This window comes from Tautonia sociabilis (genome assembly GCF_003977685.1).
Taxonomy (GTDB): Bacteria; Planctomycetota; Planctomycetia; order Isosphaerales; family Isosphaeraceae; genus Tautonia; species Tautonia sociabilis.
In genome coordinates this window covers 1-15,116 of record NZ_RYZH01000009.1, presented here as the reverse complement: position 1 = coordinate 15,116, position 15,116 = coordinate 1, and the positions used below count along the sequence as shown (strand labels likewise).

The following is a 15,116-nucleotide window of genomic DNA, read 5'->3' as shown; positions in this document are numbered from 1 at the left end:
CGGCCCGGCCAATCGCGACCGATCCCCTCCCGCCCCGACCGACGGAGCCTGCTTCCGATGTCCCTCAACCGCCGCGATTTCGTCGCCGCCGGCCTGGCCGCCGGCGCCTCGCTGGGCGCCTCGGCCACCGCCTCCTCCTTCTCCGCTCCCCACCCCCGGCACGACGCCTCCGGCGACGTCCCCCACCGAGACTTCCGCCTGAAGTACGCCCCGCACTTCGGCATGTTCCGCAACCACGCTCCCGGCGGCCCGCTCGACGAGCTGAAGTTCATCAAGGACGTCGGCTTCCGCGCCGTTGAAGACAACGGCATGATGCGCCGTCCCGTCCAGGAGCAGGAGTCGATCGCCCGGGAGATGGATCGCCTCGGCCTGGAGATGGGCGTCTTCGTCGCCACCGCCAGCTTCGAGGAGCCGACCTTCGCCTCCGGCAACCCCGACTTCGCCGAGAAGGTCCTGGCCGACATCACGCAGGCCGTCGAGACCGCCAAGCGGGTCAACGCGAAGTGGACCACCGTGGTCCCCGGCATCTTCGACCACCGCCTGCCGCTCGACTACCAGACCGTCAACGTCATCGAGCTGCTGAAGCGCTGCTGCGACCTCTGCGCGCCGAGCGGACTGGTCATGGTGCTGGAGCCCCTGAACCACTACGCCAACCACCCCGAGCTGTTCCTCTGGCAGATCCCCCAGGCGTATCTGATCTGCAAGGCGGTCGGGCACCCGTCGTGCAAGATCCTCTTCGACCTGTACCACCAGCAGATCAGCGAGGGGAACATCATCCCCAACATCGACGCCGCCTGGACCGAGATCGCCTACTTCCAGACCGGCGACAACCCCGGGCGCATGGAGCCCACCACCGGCGAGATGAACTACAAGAACATCTTCAAGCATCTCCATGCCAAGGGCTTCGACGGCGTCGTCGGCATGGAGCACGGCAACTCGAAGCCCGGGAAGGAGGGCGAGATCGCCCTGATCAACGCCTATATCGAGTGCGATTCCTTCTAATCGCCCGACCCCTCCCCCCGCCCCCGCGTCCCCCCTCCGGCCGCGGGGGCTCCATCCTTCCCTGGAGGACCGGACCATGCACCACTTCCGAGGCCGACTGCTCGACGGCGCCACCCCTTGCCTCGAGCCCGCCAACGCCTACATCGAATACCTCGGCCCCCAGGACGGCTCGAAGCCGAACTGGAACGGCTATCTTTTGATCGGCGAGGGGACCGACCTCCGCCCCGGGGCCACCTACACCCTCTCCCTCGAGGACGGCCGCTCGGGAGACCTCGCCATCGACCACATCGAGCCCGACGACTCCGCCCCCGGCCGCCTCCGCGCCCTCTTCCGGGGAGAGAGTCCGCTGGCCTGACCCTCACCGCCGCCGACGTCGCCGACGACTCCCTCTTCCCCCCGACGAGGACCTCCTTGCCCCCTCCCTCCCGTCCCTCCCCCCGCCGCCAGGAGCCCCCCGCCGCCCGACGTCGGCGACCGGGGGCCGGCCCCTCCCCCGGAGGGCGCCAGGACCCCTGGTCGCTGGAGGCCCTCGTCCGCTCCCTGCGCGACCGGGTCCGCTCCTACGCCGCCTCCCACCCCGACGAGCCCCCGAGCCTCTGGCTCTACCGGGAGATCGACTCCTGGGCCGCCGACCGGGACGACGACTGGAAGCGACGCCGCTCCTCCCGGGCCGTCCTGCCCCTCGCCCCCGAGCCCTCCTGCCGCCCCGGCTGCGTCCATTGCTGCTACCAGCACGTCGCCGTCACCCCGGCCGAGGCCCGGCTCCTGGCCGATCACCTCGCCCGGCTCCGGCCCAACGCCGAGGTCGAGGTCGAGGCCCTCCTCGCCCGGCTCTCCCGGGCCGCCGAGGACTGCCGCCGCCTGATCGCCGAGGCCCCCGACCCCCGAGCCTCCCGGCTCGCCCTGGCCCGGGTCCGCCGCCCCTGCCCGCTGCTCGACGAACGGCTCGGCCGCTGCCTCGCCTACGACGCCCGGCCGGTCAACTGCCGTCGCGAGAACTCCCTCGACGTCGAGGTCTGCCGCCGCTACCGGGACGATCCCGACTGCCCCGATTCGTCCCTCCGCCTGGTGCGATATGATGTGATCTGGGGGGCGGCGTTCGCCTTCCTCGCCCGCTGGGGCCCCGCGCTGCTCCTGCTGAAGCCCGGCGCCATCGAGCCCCTGGACGTGGCCCTCTCCCGGACGATGACGCCGGGGAGTCCGATCGGAGCCGAAGACGCAGGAGGGGCCGACCACCCCGCCGAGCCATGAGTACCTCCGCCTCCTCCGCGACTGGGCCGATCACCGCCCGGGGCCGACGCACCCGAGACGCCATCCTCGACGCCGCCGCCGAGCTGTTCCTCCGCCTCGGCGTGCATGCGACCAGCGTCGAGGACATCCTCGAGGCCTCCGGCACCGGCAAGGGGCAGCTCTACCACTACTTCGGCAGCAAGGAAGGGCTCGTCCGAGCCGTGCTCCGGGACCGGGCCGACCGCTACTTCGAGACCCACGCCCCGCTGCTCGACGACCTCGACTCCTGGGACGGCCTCGGCCGCTGGTTCGACGCCATCCTGCGGGCCCACGACCGCCCGGGCTGCCACGGCTGCCTCTTCGGCATGCTCGCCTCCGAGCTGGCCGACCACGACCCCGAGCTCCGAGCCGAGCTCGACCGCTTCTTCGACCGCTGGCGAGGCCACCTCGCCCGGGGCCTCGCCGCCATGCGATCCTCCGGCCTCCTCCGCCCCGAGGCCGACCCCGAGGCCCTCTCCCTCCTCGCCCTCGCCGCCGCCCAGGGCGGCTTCCTCCTCGCCAAGGCCTCCGACGACGTCCGACCCGCCCGGCTCGCCCTCGACCAGGTCCTCTCCTACTTCAAGTCCCTCTCCCCGGCCAGCTCCTGCCCGACGCTCGGCCCCGGCTGACCGCCTCCCCCCCTCCTCCCCGATCTTCTTGATGACGGCCCCGCTCCCCCCCCAGCCCGAGTCCTCCCCCGGCCGTCGCTCATTGGCATCTTGTGGATGCATGATTGATTCGCGTCTGCCGGGAGGACCGCCACCCGGACCTCGGCCGCGACCGGATGGCCGGGATGGCTCCCCGACGGGCCGGAGCGGCACTGGTCGGCCAGGGCCAGGAATCCTGTCCTTTTGTTCCGATTTGGGCGGCCGGCCTCGAGGTCGGCGGACTGGGACCAATCTCCCGAAACGAACCCAAGGCGATCGCCGCAACCCCTTGCGATGATGGTGCGATCGTCCGGCGGGCTCCACCGCGCCAAGGCGCACCGATCCGCTTCTCAGCCCGTACCGGCGAGCGTGCCGCAGGCGGCCTGGATGTCGGCCCCGCCGGAGTAGCGGCGAACGACCGGCTGGCCGAGGTGGCGGGTCAGGGCGTCGCGGAAGGCGGCCAGGGCCTCGGCCGAGGGGGGGCGGAAGCGGCCGGTGGGGTCGGTCACGTCGATCAGGTCGAAGCGGACGGGGGTGTCTCCCACCAGGCGCCCGATCGCCTCGGCGTCGTCCTCTCCCACGTTCAGGCCGTCGATGCAGACGTAGGAGAGCATCACCCGCTGGCGGCGGGCCTCGGCGTGGCGGCGGGCGGCGGCCATGACCTCCGCCACGGGGGTTCGGGAGGCCACGGGGACCAGCATCGCCCGCTTCTCGTCGGTGGCGGCCCCCAGGCTGATCGACAGCCGCATCGTCCGGCGCTCCCGGGTGAAGCGGTCGATCTCCGGCACCAGACCGACGGTGCTCACCGTCATCGCCTTGGCCGACAGCGCCCCGCCGAAGGGGCAGCGGAGCAGGTCCCCGGCCCGCATCACCCGGTCGTAGTTCAGGAACGGCTCTCCCATGCCCATGAACACCGTCCCCGTGACCCTCCTGCCCTGCGACCGGGCCAGATCCCGGGCCTGCACCCACTGGTCGACGATCTCCCAGGTCGCCAGGTTCCTCCTCGACTCCATCCGGGCCGTGGCGCAGAAGGCGCAGGCCATCGGACAGCCGACCTGCGACGACAGGCAGACGCTCACCGCCCCCGGCTTGTGCAGCGGAATCAGGACCGTCTCCACGGCCATGGCGTCGGCCGTTCGGAACAGCAGCTTCTGGAACCCGTCGGCGGCGGACGTCTCCACCCGCTCCAGGGCCAGCCGGGGCAGGGGGGGCCAGTCGGCCACCAGTCGCCGGGGGACGTGGAAGCGTCGATTCCAGGCCGCCGGGTCGTGCTCGCCGTGCTGGAGGATCGCCGAGAGCAACCGACGGGGAGCCTCCGCCGGCGCCCCCACGGCCTCGGCCCGGGCGATCAGCTCCGGAATGGGGCGGTCCCTCGGGTCGAACGGCCCGCCATCGTCTGCTCGATCCATCGGTCCCCGTCCGCTCGATTTCGCATTGCCCGGCTCCGCGACCATCTTAAAGTAGAGGAAAGCGGCGCCACAGGACAAGGGAAGGCCGATCTGATCCGATCCGCCCCCGCCGGGTCGGGCCGATCAAACCTTCCCCAGTGGACGTTCGTAGAGGAGGGAGAACTGGCGGCGCGGGGCCCGTCTCGCTCTTGGGCGTGCCCCTCCCTTCGGCAACTCGACTCGACTCGATGCCGACCGATCGGCCCGGGGTCTCGGGCCCGATCGCCAGCGATCATGGAGTTCAGGAGTCTTCAACGCATGAGACGAAACACTGTCGCCTGGGCGGCGCTGGTCATGTCGACCGCCGCCCTGATCGGCTCGCAGACCTGGTATCGCCCCGCCCCCGCAGGCCCGCAGCTGCCCCAGGAGGGGCTGGCCGAGGCCAAGCGGCTCTCGGCCGCCTTCGAGGCGGTGGCCGAGTACGTTGGACCGTCGGTTGTGCAGATTAGCGTCCAGCGTGTTCCCGAAGTCCGGCGGGGAGACGGCTCCCCCCGCGGCCTGACCCCTCGGGAGATGACCCCCGAGGAGCTCGAAGAGTTCATGGAGCGCTTCCGCCGCTTCTTCCCCGACGGCCCCGGCGGCTTCCCCGAGGATTTCTTCCGCTTCGAGCCGCAGCAGTTCCGCGTCGAGGGGACCGGCTCGGGATTCGTCTACGATGAGCAGGGGCACATCCTGACGAACAACCACGTCGTCGAGGGGGCCACTGGTGACGGCGACATCCTCGTCAGCTTCTCCGATGGAAGCGTCGTCGAGGCCAAGGTCGTCGGCACCGACCCGGCCACCGACGTGGCCGTCATCAAGATCGACCCGAAGGAGCTTGACGAGACGCCCCGGCCGGTTCGCATCGGCTCCAGCGACGACCTGCACGTCGGCCAGTGGGTTCTGGCCATCGGCTCCCCCTTTGGCCTGAGCCAGACCGTCACCGCCGGCATCGTCTCGGCCACGAACCGGGCGGGCGTCGGCATCCTCGACCAGCAGGAGGGCTACGAGGACTTCATCCAGACCGACGCGGCCATCAACCCGGGCAACTCCGGCGGCCCGCTGGTCGACATCGAGGGCCGGGTCATCGGCATCAACTCCGCCATCGCCACCCGGACCCGGGCCAACGCCGGCGTCGGCTTCGCCGTCCCGATCAAGCTGGCCTCCTACGTGGCCGACTCGATCATCGAGAACGGCAAGGTCCAACGGGCCCGCCTGGGCGTCTCCATCTCGCAGCTGACCCCCGACCTGGCCGAGCCGTTCGGCATCGACCCGAAGCTCGACGGCGTGCTCGTCAACGAGGTCTTCCCGGGCACCCCCGCCGAGAAGGCCGGGCTGCAGGCCGGTGACGTGATCGTCGGCTTCAAGGGCCAGCCGGTCGAAAGCATGCCCGCCTTCCGGCTGGAGGTCTCCACCAGCCCGCTCAACCAGCCGCTGGAGCTGACCTACATCCGGGAGGGCAAGCGCCAGACCACCACCATCACCCTGGCCCCGGCCGAAGAGGTCGAACTGCCTGCCTTCGCGCGGTCGCGAGGCCCCGGCCGCTCTCCGGAGCCCCCTGGTTTGGAGCTGGATCGCTTCGGCCTGGAGCTCCAGGAGTTGACCCCCGACCTGGCCGAGCAGCTGGGCCACCCGGAGGGGGCCGCTGGCGTTCTGGTTCGAGGCGTCGCTCCCGACTCTCCGGCGGCCGCGCAGGGCATTGCCGCCGGTGACCTGATCACCAAGGTCATCAAGGACAAGAAGCCGCAAGACGTCTCCAGCCTCGACGAGTTCGAGCAGCTTGTCGGCGACTCCTCCGACCTGGCCGTCTACGTCCAGGGGGCCGACGGTCGAGGCCGCTTCGTCGTCCTCAAGGCCGAGGAGGAGGCTGCCCGGGACAACTGACCCTCCTCCCCGTTCCCCCCGGGCCGGCCCGGCCTCTCCGCACCGGGCCCGGCCGGCCCGGATCGATTCCGGTTCGACCGCTCGCCCGGGCGTTCTCGCCGATCGTTCCGATCGGCGTTGACCTCCCGGGCGGTTCTGTTTAACCTTCCTCCCCGGCCCGGTCCAGCCCGATCCGGGACGACGACTCGTCCCCCGGACTCGTCCCCGATCGCTTCCTTCCGGTTCGATCCCCCTGGTTCCTGGCCCCTTGCCTTCGGGTGACCACCCGCTTGCGCTCCGGTCGCGCTGCCTGAGAACCGGAATCCGGACTCTGGAACCCCGACCCGTCCCTCCCCCCGGAGGCCCCGCCCGATGAGCACGGACGCGACGACCTCCCGACGCCTCTGGACGGCCTTCCTGCCGCTTTCCCTTCTGCTGCTCGGCCCGACCGCTGGCTGTGGCAGCACCCGGATGACTCATACCTCCCGCACTGGCACGGAACAGTTGCTGCTCACCACTGCCTGGGACCAGGCGCTAAACCAGGTGGACTTCCGCCCCCTCATCGGCGTCCCCGTCTTCCTGGAGACAAGCTATCTGGAAGCCGTGGACAAGGGCTGGGTCATCTCCAGCCTCCGCCAGGCGATGCTGGCGCAGGGGGTCCTCCTCCGGGAGAAGAAGGAGGACGCCCAGTGGATCGTCGAGGCTCGTACTGGGGCCTACGGCACGGATGACTACGAGCTGCTCGTCGGGCTTCCCCAAATGAATGTGCCGGTGACCATCCCCGGCGTTCCGGCCGGCGCCATTCCCGAGGTGCCGCTCATCAAGAAGAGCGACCAGCACGCGGTCACCAAGCTCGCCCTCTTCGCCTACGACCGCGCCAGCGGCCAGCTCGTCTGGAACTCGGGCACCGTGCTCGGCACCGCGAACGACAAGAACGTCCATATCGGCGGCCTTGGCCCGATCCAGTCCGGCTCCATCCGCGGCGGCACCGAGTTCGTCGGCGTGAAGATCCCCATGACCGAGGGACAGGCCAAGCAGGCCCCCCACGAGCGAGCCGGAGGCGCCGTCCCCTTCACCGAGCCCGCCATCCGAGTCCCCGCCGAGGTCCTCGACCGCGACGACTTCCTGCCCCGCTGAGGCCCGCTCCCCCCCCCCGCCGATCGCTCGCGCGGCTCCTCACGATTTCGATTTCGAGGACGGCGGTTCACCCCTGGCGTCGCTTGGGGCGATAGTATAGGAGTCCTCTCCGACTCCGAACCGGACGAGTTGCACCCCTCGACCGCGACCCAACGCGATCGCCCCCGGAGCGACCTCCCGAATGAGCGGCACGACCGACGGCATCATCCTCCAGGATTACATCCGCAACATCCCCGACTTTCCCAAGCCGGGCATCCAGTTCAAGGACATCACGCCGTTGCTGGCGCACCCGGCCGCGCTCCGAGCCGCCGTCGAGCGGCTGGCGGCCCCGTTCGCCGATCGCAAGGTCGACGCCATCGCCGCGGCCGAGGCCCGGGGCTTCCTCTTCGCCGCCCCGATGGCCCTGATGCTCGGCGTCGGTCTGGTGCCGATCCGAAAGCCCGGCAAGCTGCCGTACACCACCGTCTCCGCCGAGTACGCCCTCGAATACGGCACCGACCGCCTCGAGATGCACAGCGACGCCCTCTCCCCCGGCCATCGCATCCTCATCGTCGACGACGTCCTCGCCACCGGAGGCACGATGAAGGCCTGCTGCGACCTCGTCCGCGACGCCGGCGCCGAGGTCGTCGCCTGCGCCTTCCTTCTGGAGCTTGGCTTCCTCAACGGCCGAGCGAAGCTCGCGCCGACCGAGGTCTTCAGCGTCCTGAGCTACTGACCCCTCTCCGCCCGCCAACGCCGGGCCGACCGCCGACCGAGGCGGGGGATGCGCAATGGCGGGCGTCGGATCGCCGAGGGCCGAGGGCCGAGGGCCGGAGCGGCAGCCGGGGCCGGGCCGGGGCGCCTCCCTCCCCCTCAGATCGGAGGGGGCCGAAGACCCGGGGGAGGAGGAGGGGAGGGGGGCTCACATCGGCCCTCCGGGCCCGATCGGCGGGGCGGGCGTCACCCGAAGGCCCGCGTCCGACCCGACCGCCTCCCGCAACCGCCTCGCTCTAGAGAACGCTCAATAGAACGCCCCGATGAAGAACGTGAACACACGTTCCCTGTCGTCCGGTCCCTTCACGATCGGGAACGCGATGTCGAACGCCAGGGGCAGCGGCCCCAGCGCCGGCAGGGTCACCCGCAGGCCGGTGCCGACCGCGACTCGGTAGTTCGAGATGCTGTAGTCGTTCTCGACCGTGCCGGTGTCGGTGAACACGACCGCCTGGAACTGGTCGTTGGCGGTGAGCGGGAACTGGTATTCCAGCGAGCCGAGCAGCGTCATGATGCCGCCGACGTTCGACCCCAGGATGAACGGCCCGACGCCTCGGTAGGCGAACCCCCGCAGGCTTCGGAAGTCGCCCGCGTAGAACCGCTCGTACAGCGGGGTGTCCCGCCCCGAGACGCCGAAGAAGCCCCTCATGCTGAGGATATGCTTGCCCGTCAGATCCGGCCGCTGCCAGATGGTGAAGTGCTGCCGGCCCTCGACGGTGAACTTCGGGAAGGTGAAGTCGCCCCACCCCTGCTCGTAGGCGAACTCCAGGTAGGAGCCCTCACTGGGCAGGAACGGATCGTTGCGGTTGTCGAAGTGAATGCTCGGGCGCAAGGTCGTCAGGAAGGTGCTGCCGGAGACGGCGTAGAACTCGGCCGGGGCTGGCGTCCGGAATCCGGAGATGTTCACATCCTCCACCCGCACCGCCAGGTCGGCGTAGGTCTGCGTGCCAAACTGCTTGCCCAGGGCGAAGCGGCCGCCGCCGCGGGCCTCGTTGAAGTCGGGGTAGAAGCGCGAGAACGTGTAGCCCGAGGCGTTCAGGCCGATCCGGCGGTTGAACAGGTCCGGCTCCCGAAAGCTGACCACCGCCCGGTTGATCAAGGTTCCCGGCGACAGCTCGATCCGAAGCTCCTGGCCGGCGCCTCGGAAGGCCTGGCCGTTGAGCAGCTCCCGGAACGACCGGGGGACGTTGAACAGGTCGAAGTTCCGCTCGTGGAGGATGAAGTTGCCGCTCAGGCCGCCGAAGCTCGTCGCCCCGATGCCCAGCAGGATCCGACCCGTCGGGGCCTCCTGCACCTCGACGTCCAGGTCCGCGAACGACCGGCCGCCGCCCCGGGGCTCGGCCTGGGTGGCGATGTCGGCCAGCGATCGGTTGGCGTAGGGCTCCTGGCGGTCGGGGCCGACGTCGGAGAAGTTCGTACCCGGCAGGGTGGGGAAGGTTCCCCTCGGCGTCCCGTCTCCCGGCGGCGGGGCGGGCACGACGCCGACGCCCGGGAACGGAGCCGGGGAGTCGATGGGCGGGACCTCGATCGGGGGCAGGTCGCCCGGGGCCGGGTCGAACGCCCCGCCGGAACCGAACGGCACGACCGACGCCGGGCCGTCCCCCGGCGCCAGAGGCTCGCCGGCCGGCGGCAGGGGAGGCAGCTCCGGGACGGGAGGCTCGAAGTCGTCGGGGGCCTGGAACCGGGTGGTCTGGAGCGGGCCATCGGCCGATGCGGGGGAGACGTCCGGGTCCTCCGGAGGCATCCCGCCGGCGCCGGCCCCGGCGTCGAAGCCGGGCAGGCCGGCCTGGCGGACGATGTCGTCCAGTTCCGGCAGGGCGATCTCGCCGTAGGGCATGTCGGGGCCGCGGCGGTTGGTGATCCGGAGCTGGATCGGGTCCCCTTGTTGCGGGTCGGTGATGAAGTAGTTCAGGTTCGCCAGGCGTTTCTTGGCCGTTTCCAGCCGCCGGCCGTCCAGCGGCTCTCCCGGCAGCAGGCCCGCGGCCGCCAGCTCCCGGAGCACGACCTTGGCCTTGGTGCGCTCGTTCCCCTTGATGTTGATCTTCCCAAGCAGGTAGCGCTCGCCTTCGTTGATATGATAGACCAGGTCGACGACGCCGGGGGTGTCGGTGAAGCGGGGCTCGGGGGCGATGTCGATGTCGATGCAGCCGATGGCCGTGTAGCGCTCGGTGAGGGTCATCAGGTCGCGCTGACGGAGGTTGTCGCGGAAGGGCTGGCCGGAGTGCAGCACCAGGCCGTCGCGCAGCTCGTCCTCGGAGAGGAGCTCGTGGCCGTCGAAGGTGATCTGGCGGACGGTGTACTGCGGCCCCTCGGAGATGACGAAGCTCAGGCGGAGGTCCCCCACGCGATCGCCGTGGCGGACGACTGGGGTGCACTGGCACTCGAAGTAGCCGATCGCCTGGTAGGCCTCGACGATCCGCCTGGCGTCCTCCTCCGGGCCCTCCGCCTCGTACCGTCCGCCGATCAGGCCGAGGATGGGAGGCTTGGTGTGGATCTTGGTGCGGAGCGTGGCGTCGGAGAAGACGGTGTTCCCCTCGAAGTCGACCCCGCCGACCGCGAACTTCGGCCCCTCGAAGATCTCGAAAACGACCCGGCGGTCGCCCGGATCGCCCCCCTCCAGCAGCCGGACCTCGGCCTGGAGGTAGCCCTTCTCCTCGTAGAGCCGGCGGATCTGGGCCACCGCCGCCCGGGTGCGGATCGTGTCCGCCCGGGCGCCGGCGTTGAGCCCGGTCGATTCCTCCAGCTTCTTCTCGCTGATCGCCGATCGGCCGCGGTACTCGACCGCCTCGATCACCGGCATTTCCTCCACCTTGTAGATGAGGATGATGCCGCCCCGGTCGGGGTCGTCGAGGTAGGTGGCGCGCACGTGGGAGAACCACTGCGTGTTCTTCAGCGCCCGGAAGTCGCGGTCGACCACGTCCGGATCCAGCGGCCGTCCCGGCCGGGTGAGGAGCTTCGCCCGGATGCGGGACTCGGCGATCGACTCGTTGCCCTGGATGCGGACCTCAGTCACCGTCTGGCCGTAGGGGTCGTCGGCCGGGGCGGCCCCCAGCGCCACGGCGCAGACGGCGCACGCCGCCGCGACCGCCGCCCGGGCGAGGCGACGGCGTCGAGGCCGGGACGGTTCCAGCCCGCCGCCCGGCCCGTTCCGGCCCGCCGAGGGTCGCGATCGCGGAAGTTGACGAAGGCTTGCGCTCATGGGCTCTCGATCCCGAGCGACCCGCCGGGTCCGGCCGACCCCTCGGGGCGACGGGCTCCGGCGGCCAGGTCTTGCCGGTTGATTCGCTCTGCCGATCGGGCCCGCCGCACGGCCCGGGGGCGGAGGCCGCCCACCGGAATCGAAGACGTGATCGCGAGGAGGGGGGCGTACGTTCGGGCCCGATCGCACCGCGAGCCGCTCCCGTCCGTGGGGCAGCCCGCTTGAACTCGATGCGGCCTTGTACCGCACCGTTCCCGTCCTGGCAAGGTCGGAAACCCGAGTCGATCGGCCGGGGCCGCGCGCTCGCCGCAATGAAAACGACCCCGAAGCCGGGAATGTTCCCGGCCTCGGGGCCTGGTCCGCGTCGGGAGCGAAGGGAGCGGGGGTCGGGGCCGAGCCCGGCCCCCGGCGTCATCGCATCAGTTGCCCGTGATCTGGTCGGCGGAGACGGGCAGCTGCTTGAAGCCGGGCATGGGGCTGCCGCCGCCCTGAACGGTCGCGGGCAGGTTCTCCCCGGAGGGGGTGATGACCTTCGCCCAGACCGTGCCGTCGATCGTGTCGTTGATGATCTTGGTCGAGCCATCGCACATCACACAGATGATGATCCCGGGGTGCAGGCTGTTCGGGAACGGAAAGCCGCCCTCGGTCGGCACGGCGCGGCCGCCATTGATGTTCTCCATCGTGGCCTTATTGTTGGCCAGGGCCCAGCCCGGCCCGTCGATGACCTTGCCGGTTGAGGGATTGGGGGCGGGGGCGAGCTGGCCGGACGTGCACGTGGTCGAGCCGTCTCCGCTGGTGCACACGTTGTCCGAGGCCATGAACGCGACGAAGTTCGGATGCGCGCAGGCCCAATTCGTGACCACGCCGCCGGCGTACTGGGTGTTATTCTGGGTGGCGCCGGCCAGGGTGTTCTCCGTGAGCATGACGGTCGTGCTGGCGCCGTCGGTGATGGCGCTCGGGGTGGTCTTGTAGTCCCACGGCTTGTTGCCGGCGAGGGTTCCCGGCCAGAAGACGCCGGTCTTCTTCGCGTTGTTGCGGGCTTCCTCGGCGGTCGCGCCGAACATCACGGTATGCCCGGTGACCGCGGGCTGAACGGCGCCGTTCCAGCCGTTGCCGCTGTACCAGTACCGGTTGAAGCCCGAGTTGACGACGTAGGAGAGGTTCCCGGCTTCCTGGATCACGGTATCGTCGTTCGGGCAGGTGAGGATCCCGATGTCGGTCGAGCTGATGGTCAGGTTGTTCGTCGCGTTGTTGACGGCGGTGCTGAAGTAGACCTGATTTCGATTCCAGTCATTGAACAGCGACTGGTTGTCGATGTACGGGAGGATGTCGACCACCCAGCTATGGAGCGGGCCGACGTCGTGCGGGAGGCCGGCCGTCGCCGCCGGGACGAAGGAGAGGTCGTTGGCCTCATAGCCGCCGATCGCCGACGGGTTGCCGCCGAGGGCCACCGGGTAGGTCGCGTTGGCCGGCTCTCCCCAGGTGACCGAGTTGGGGAAGTTGTTCTTGGCGTTCATGTAGCCGAGCAGGCCGAGGCCGATGTTTCGCTGGTTGTTCATGCACTGCGTGCGGCGGCCGGCTTCCCGGGCGGCGTTGACGGCGGGAAGCAGCAGGCCGACGAGCACACCGATGATCGCGATGACCACCAGCAGCTCGATCAGGGTGAAGCCGGGGCGGCGGTGACGGGTCGACATGACGTTCTCCCTTACTCCGAGAGGGGACGACGGGACGTGTCCTAAGTGTATCGGCCGAACTCTCCCTGGGGCAAGCCGATCGGTCGCGATCGGCCCCCCCGGGGAGCCTGGCCCGGGCGTTCGGTGCCGGGCGGATCACTCGATCCGGCGGCTGTAGACGATCACGTCGCGGTAGTCGCCGGGCCGCAGCGGGTTGAATCCCGTCGCCCGGGTGCGATCGAGCACGAAGAAGGCTCGATAGCGGACGTTGGAGCCCGACGCCAGCCCCAGTTCGGGGCCGAGCTCGTCGGGGATGAACTGCGCCCGGTCTCCCGGCCGCACCACCTCGAACAACCCGATGGTGATCCAGACGGCGTACTGGTGCGTCCTCGGGGTGGTCAGGTTGGTCAGCTTCTGGAGCAGCTCGGTGCGGTAGTAGGGGTGCCTCCTCAGGTCCAGATCCGGGCCGGGGGCATTGTCCACGGTCCAGGTGCCGGCCGGGGGCGTGATGGTCGCCGGCATCGGCGTGCCGTCGGGCCGCTGGATGTCCTGGTCGACCACCGAGCCGCCGAGGTAGGCCGACGCGCCTGATCTTGGATCAACCCAGCCCTGACCGATCAGCGCCGTATCGGTCGGATCCGACGGGTCGAAGCCGGGGTAGGTCCACTCGGGGAAGAGGCTGGCGTAGTTGCCGGCCGTCGGCGAGGCGGCCGAGAGGGCGGTGTTGGTGTTGTCGATCGGCGAGTAGTTGGTGATCTGAGCGGCGCCGACGGCCGCGTTCGACGGCGAGGGGTTCGGCAAGCCGCCGGAGTTGGGCCGGATGCCGGAGTCGGGCACCTGGAACCAGCGGCGGGGCGGGATCGGCGGCAGGATGGGCTTGAGCCCCGTGCCCACCGGGCGGGCCGGGTTGGCGTACAGGGCCGAGACGTTCGCTGCCGAGGCGATCGTTGCCGGCGGCTGGTAGACAAAGCCCGGGTCGAGGAGCGTGCTGTCGTTGGGGTCGAACTGCGAGTTCTTCAGGCCCGGATCCACGACCGTGACGCCGTCGTAGGGGGGGGTGGTCAGAGCGGTCGGCTCCATCGTCGCCGGCCGCAGCAGGGTGCGCTGGATGTCGAAGTACGACAGGGAGCGATACGGCCGGTCGGCGGCCACCTTGGTGTTGACCACGGGGGTCGTTGTGGGGGAGCCGACCGGGCCGTCGCCGAAGGCGAAGAGGAAGTTCGAGCCGCCGTGCCGCTGGACGAGGAAGTCGGCGAAGGACCGCTTCATGCGCATCCAGGGGAAGCTGGCCGAGGTGGGGTTGCCGTCGAGCAGCGCCCCGCCCTGGTCGCTGGAGAAGACGGTGAAGCCGCGGTTCTCCATCGCATACGACGCGGTGGGGGTGCCATCCAGGTCGACCTGGGTGACGACCTGTGGCAGGCCCGAGGGGTTGCCGATGAGGCTGCGCTGGAGGTTGGTCACGTCGAGCAGCCTCGGGTCGTCGACCAGGCCGAAGAAGACCTCCTCATCAACGACGAGGTTCAGGTTGATCTGGCCGGGTCGGCGGTCCTGGCGGAACCAGTCGAAGTTGACCCCCTGGGCGACGGGGCCGACAGCGTCGATGACCGGGGAGGGGACCTCGAAGATCTCCAGCATCCGGTGCCAGCCGGCCGAGGTGGGCCCGCCGACGAGGTGGTTGCTTGGGCCGTTGCCCAGGCCGTTGATCGGGTCGACGATTACGGTCGGGTCGGACGTGTAGAAGAATTCGTGGGCCAGGTAGGGGTAGATCCGCACCTGGTCGTGGGGCAGCGGCTCGGAGGCGCCGTCGACGTCCTGGCCGTTGCGGGGGACCTGGGCCGAGCTGGTGGTCGGCACGGGGGCGGCGACGCCGAGGCGGTCGGGGGTGCCGTCGCCGTCGGAGTCGGTCATGACGGGTACGGGCATCGAGCCGGCGGCCGTGACCGGCGGCCACTCGACGAACTGCTTGGTGAAGAGTCCGGGCGGGCAGGCGGGGACCAGCAGCAGTTCGGCGACGCTCATGAAGTCGCGGTCGTTGAAGGCGAGGTAGTCCCACGTTTCGTGGCCGCTGCCGCCGCCGGGGAGGTCGCCCTGATCGTTGATGCGACCGATCGTGTGCCGGACCTGGACGGTGGTGGCGGGGGGGGTGGGG

General features: G+C 70.4%; 10 protein-coding genes and 1 pseudogene. 7 read left to right on the top strand and 4 right to left on the bottom strand.

What is annotated here, in order from left to right:
- Positions 1-57 precede the first annotated feature (57 nt).
- From TsocGM_RS06295 to TsocGM_RS06280, 4 genes are all read left to right on the top strand, one after another.
- Positions 58-1,002, top strand: a complete 945-nt coding sequence (locus TsocGM_RS06295) for a hydroxypyruvate isomerase family protein (RefSeq protein ID WP_126724454.1) — start codon at positions 58-60, stop codon at positions 1,000-1,002.
- 76 nt (positions 1,003-1,078) lie between these two features.
- Positions 1,079-1,357, top strand: a complete 279-nt coding sequence (locus tag TsocGM_RS06290) for a hypothetical protein (RefSeq protein WP_126724453.1) — start codon at positions 1,079-1,081, stop codon at positions 1,355-1,357.
- A 56-nt stretch (positions 1,358-1,413) separates the two neighbouring features.
- Entirely contained in the window at positions 1,414-2,253 is an 840-nt protein-coding gene (locus TsocGM_RS06285) for a YkgJ family cysteine cluster protein (RefSeq protein ID WP_126724452.1), read from the top strand.
- Complete coding sequence (locus TsocGM_RS06280) at positions 2,250-2,900, top strand: TetR/AcrR family transcriptional regulator (protein ID WP_126724451.1); 651 nt, start codon at positions 2,250-2,252, stop codon at positions 2,898-2,900. The genes TsocGM_RS06285 and TsocGM_RS06280 overlap by 4 nt, the downstream gene beginning before the upstream one ends.
- 368 nt (positions 2,901-3,268) lie before the next feature.
- Here TsocGM_RS06280 and rlmN read toward each other — a convergent pair whose 3' ends face one another.
- Entirely contained in the window at positions 3,269-4,327 is a 1,059-nt protein-coding gene (gene rlmN / locus TsocGM_RS06275) for a 23S rRNA (adenine(2503)-C(2))-methyltransferase RlmN (RefSeq protein WP_126724450.1), read from the bottom strand.
- Between the two features lie 297 nt (positions 4,328-4,624).
- Here rlmN and TsocGM_RS06270 point away from each other — a divergent pair, with 297 nt between their 5' ends.
- The 3 genes from TsocGM_RS06270 (at position 4,625) to TsocGM_RS06260 (ending at position 8,060) form a co-directional block, all read left to right on the top strand.
- Complete coding sequence (locus TsocGM_RS06270; protein ID WP_126724449.1) at positions 4,625-6,229, top strand: trypsin-like peptidase domain-containing protein; 1,605 nt, start codon at positions 4,625-4,627, stop codon at positions 6,227-6,229.
- A gap of 351 nt (positions 6,230-6,580) precedes the next feature.
- Positions 6,581-7,345: a DUF6655 family protein gene (locus tag TsocGM_RS06265; protein WP_126724448.1), complete on the top strand. Its 765-nt coding sequence runs from the start codon at positions 6,581-6,583 to the stop codon at positions 7,343-7,345.
- Positions 7,346-7,526: 181 nt separating this feature from the next.
- Positions 7,527-8,060, top strand: a complete 534-nt coding sequence (locus TsocGM_RS06260) for an adenine phosphoribosyltransferase (RefSeq protein ID WP_126724447.1) — start codon at positions 7,527-7,529, stop codon at positions 8,058-8,060.
- Between the two features lie 285 nt (positions 8,061-8,345).
- Here TsocGM_RS06260 and TsocGM_RS06255 read toward each other — a convergent pair whose 3' ends face one another.
- The 3 genes and pseudogenes from TsocGM_RS06255 to TsocGM_RS25860 all read right to left on the bottom strand — a co-directional run.
- Positions 8,346-11,294 carry a BamA/OMP85 family outer membrane protein gene (locus TsocGM_RS06255; RefSeq protein ID WP_126724446.1) on the bottom strand — a complete coding sequence of 983 codons (2,949 nt, stop codon included), beginning with the start codon at positions 11,292-11,294 and terminating at the stop codon, positions 8,346-8,348.
- Positions 11,295-11,713: 419 nt separating this feature from the next.
- Positions 11,714-12,988, bottom strand: a complete 1,275-nt coding sequence (locus TsocGM_RS06250) for a DUF1559 family PulG-like putative transporter (RefSeq protein WP_126724552.1) — start codon at positions 12,986-12,988, stop codon at positions 11,714-11,716.
- A 135-nt stretch (positions 12,989-13,123) separates the two neighbouring features.
- A pseudogene (locus TsocGM_RS25860) lies at positions 13,124-15,116 on the bottom strand (hypothetical protein); the annotation flags it as partial.

What these genes read in the sequence shown, in the direction of transcription:
- TsocGM_RS06295 (WP_126724454.1), top strand. Translation starts at nt 58, where the DNA reads ATGTCCCTCAACCGCCGCGATTTCGTCGCCGCCGGCCTGGCCGCCGGC.
- TsocGM_RS06290 (WP_126724453.1), top strand. Translation starts at nt 1,079, where the DNA reads ATGCACCACTTCCGAGGCCGACTGCTCGACGGCGCCACCCCTTGCCTC.
- TsocGM_RS06280 (WP_126724451.1), top strand. Translation starts at nt 2,250, where the DNA reads ATGAGTACCTCCGCCTCCTCCGCGACTGGGCCGATCACCGCCCGGGGC.
- rlmN (WP_126724450.1), bottom strand. Translation starts at nt 4,327, where the DNA reads ATGGATCGAGCAGACGATGGCGGGCCGTTCGACCCGAGGGACCGCCCC.
- TsocGM_RS06270 (WP_126724449.1), top strand. Translation starts at nt 4,625, where the DNA reads ATGAGACGAAACACTGTCGCCTGGGCGGCGCTGGTCATGTCGACCGCC.
- TsocGM_RS06265 (WP_126724448.1), top strand. Translation starts at nt 6,581, where the DNA reads ATGAGCACGGACGCGACGACCTCCCGACGCCTCTGGACGGCCTTCCTG.
- TsocGM_RS06260 (WP_126724447.1), top strand. Translation starts at nt 7,527, where the DNA reads ATGAGCGGCACGACCGACGGCATCATCCTCCAGGATTACATCCGCAAC.
- TsocGM_RS06255 (WP_126724446.1), bottom strand. Translation starts at nt 11,294, where the DNA reads ATGAGCGCAAGCCTTCGTCAACTTCCGCGATCGCGACCCTCGGCGGGC.
- TsocGM_RS06250 (WP_126724552.1), bottom strand. Translation starts at nt 12,988, where the DNA reads ATGTCGACCCGTCACCGCCGCCCCGGCTTCACCCTGATCGAGCTGCTG.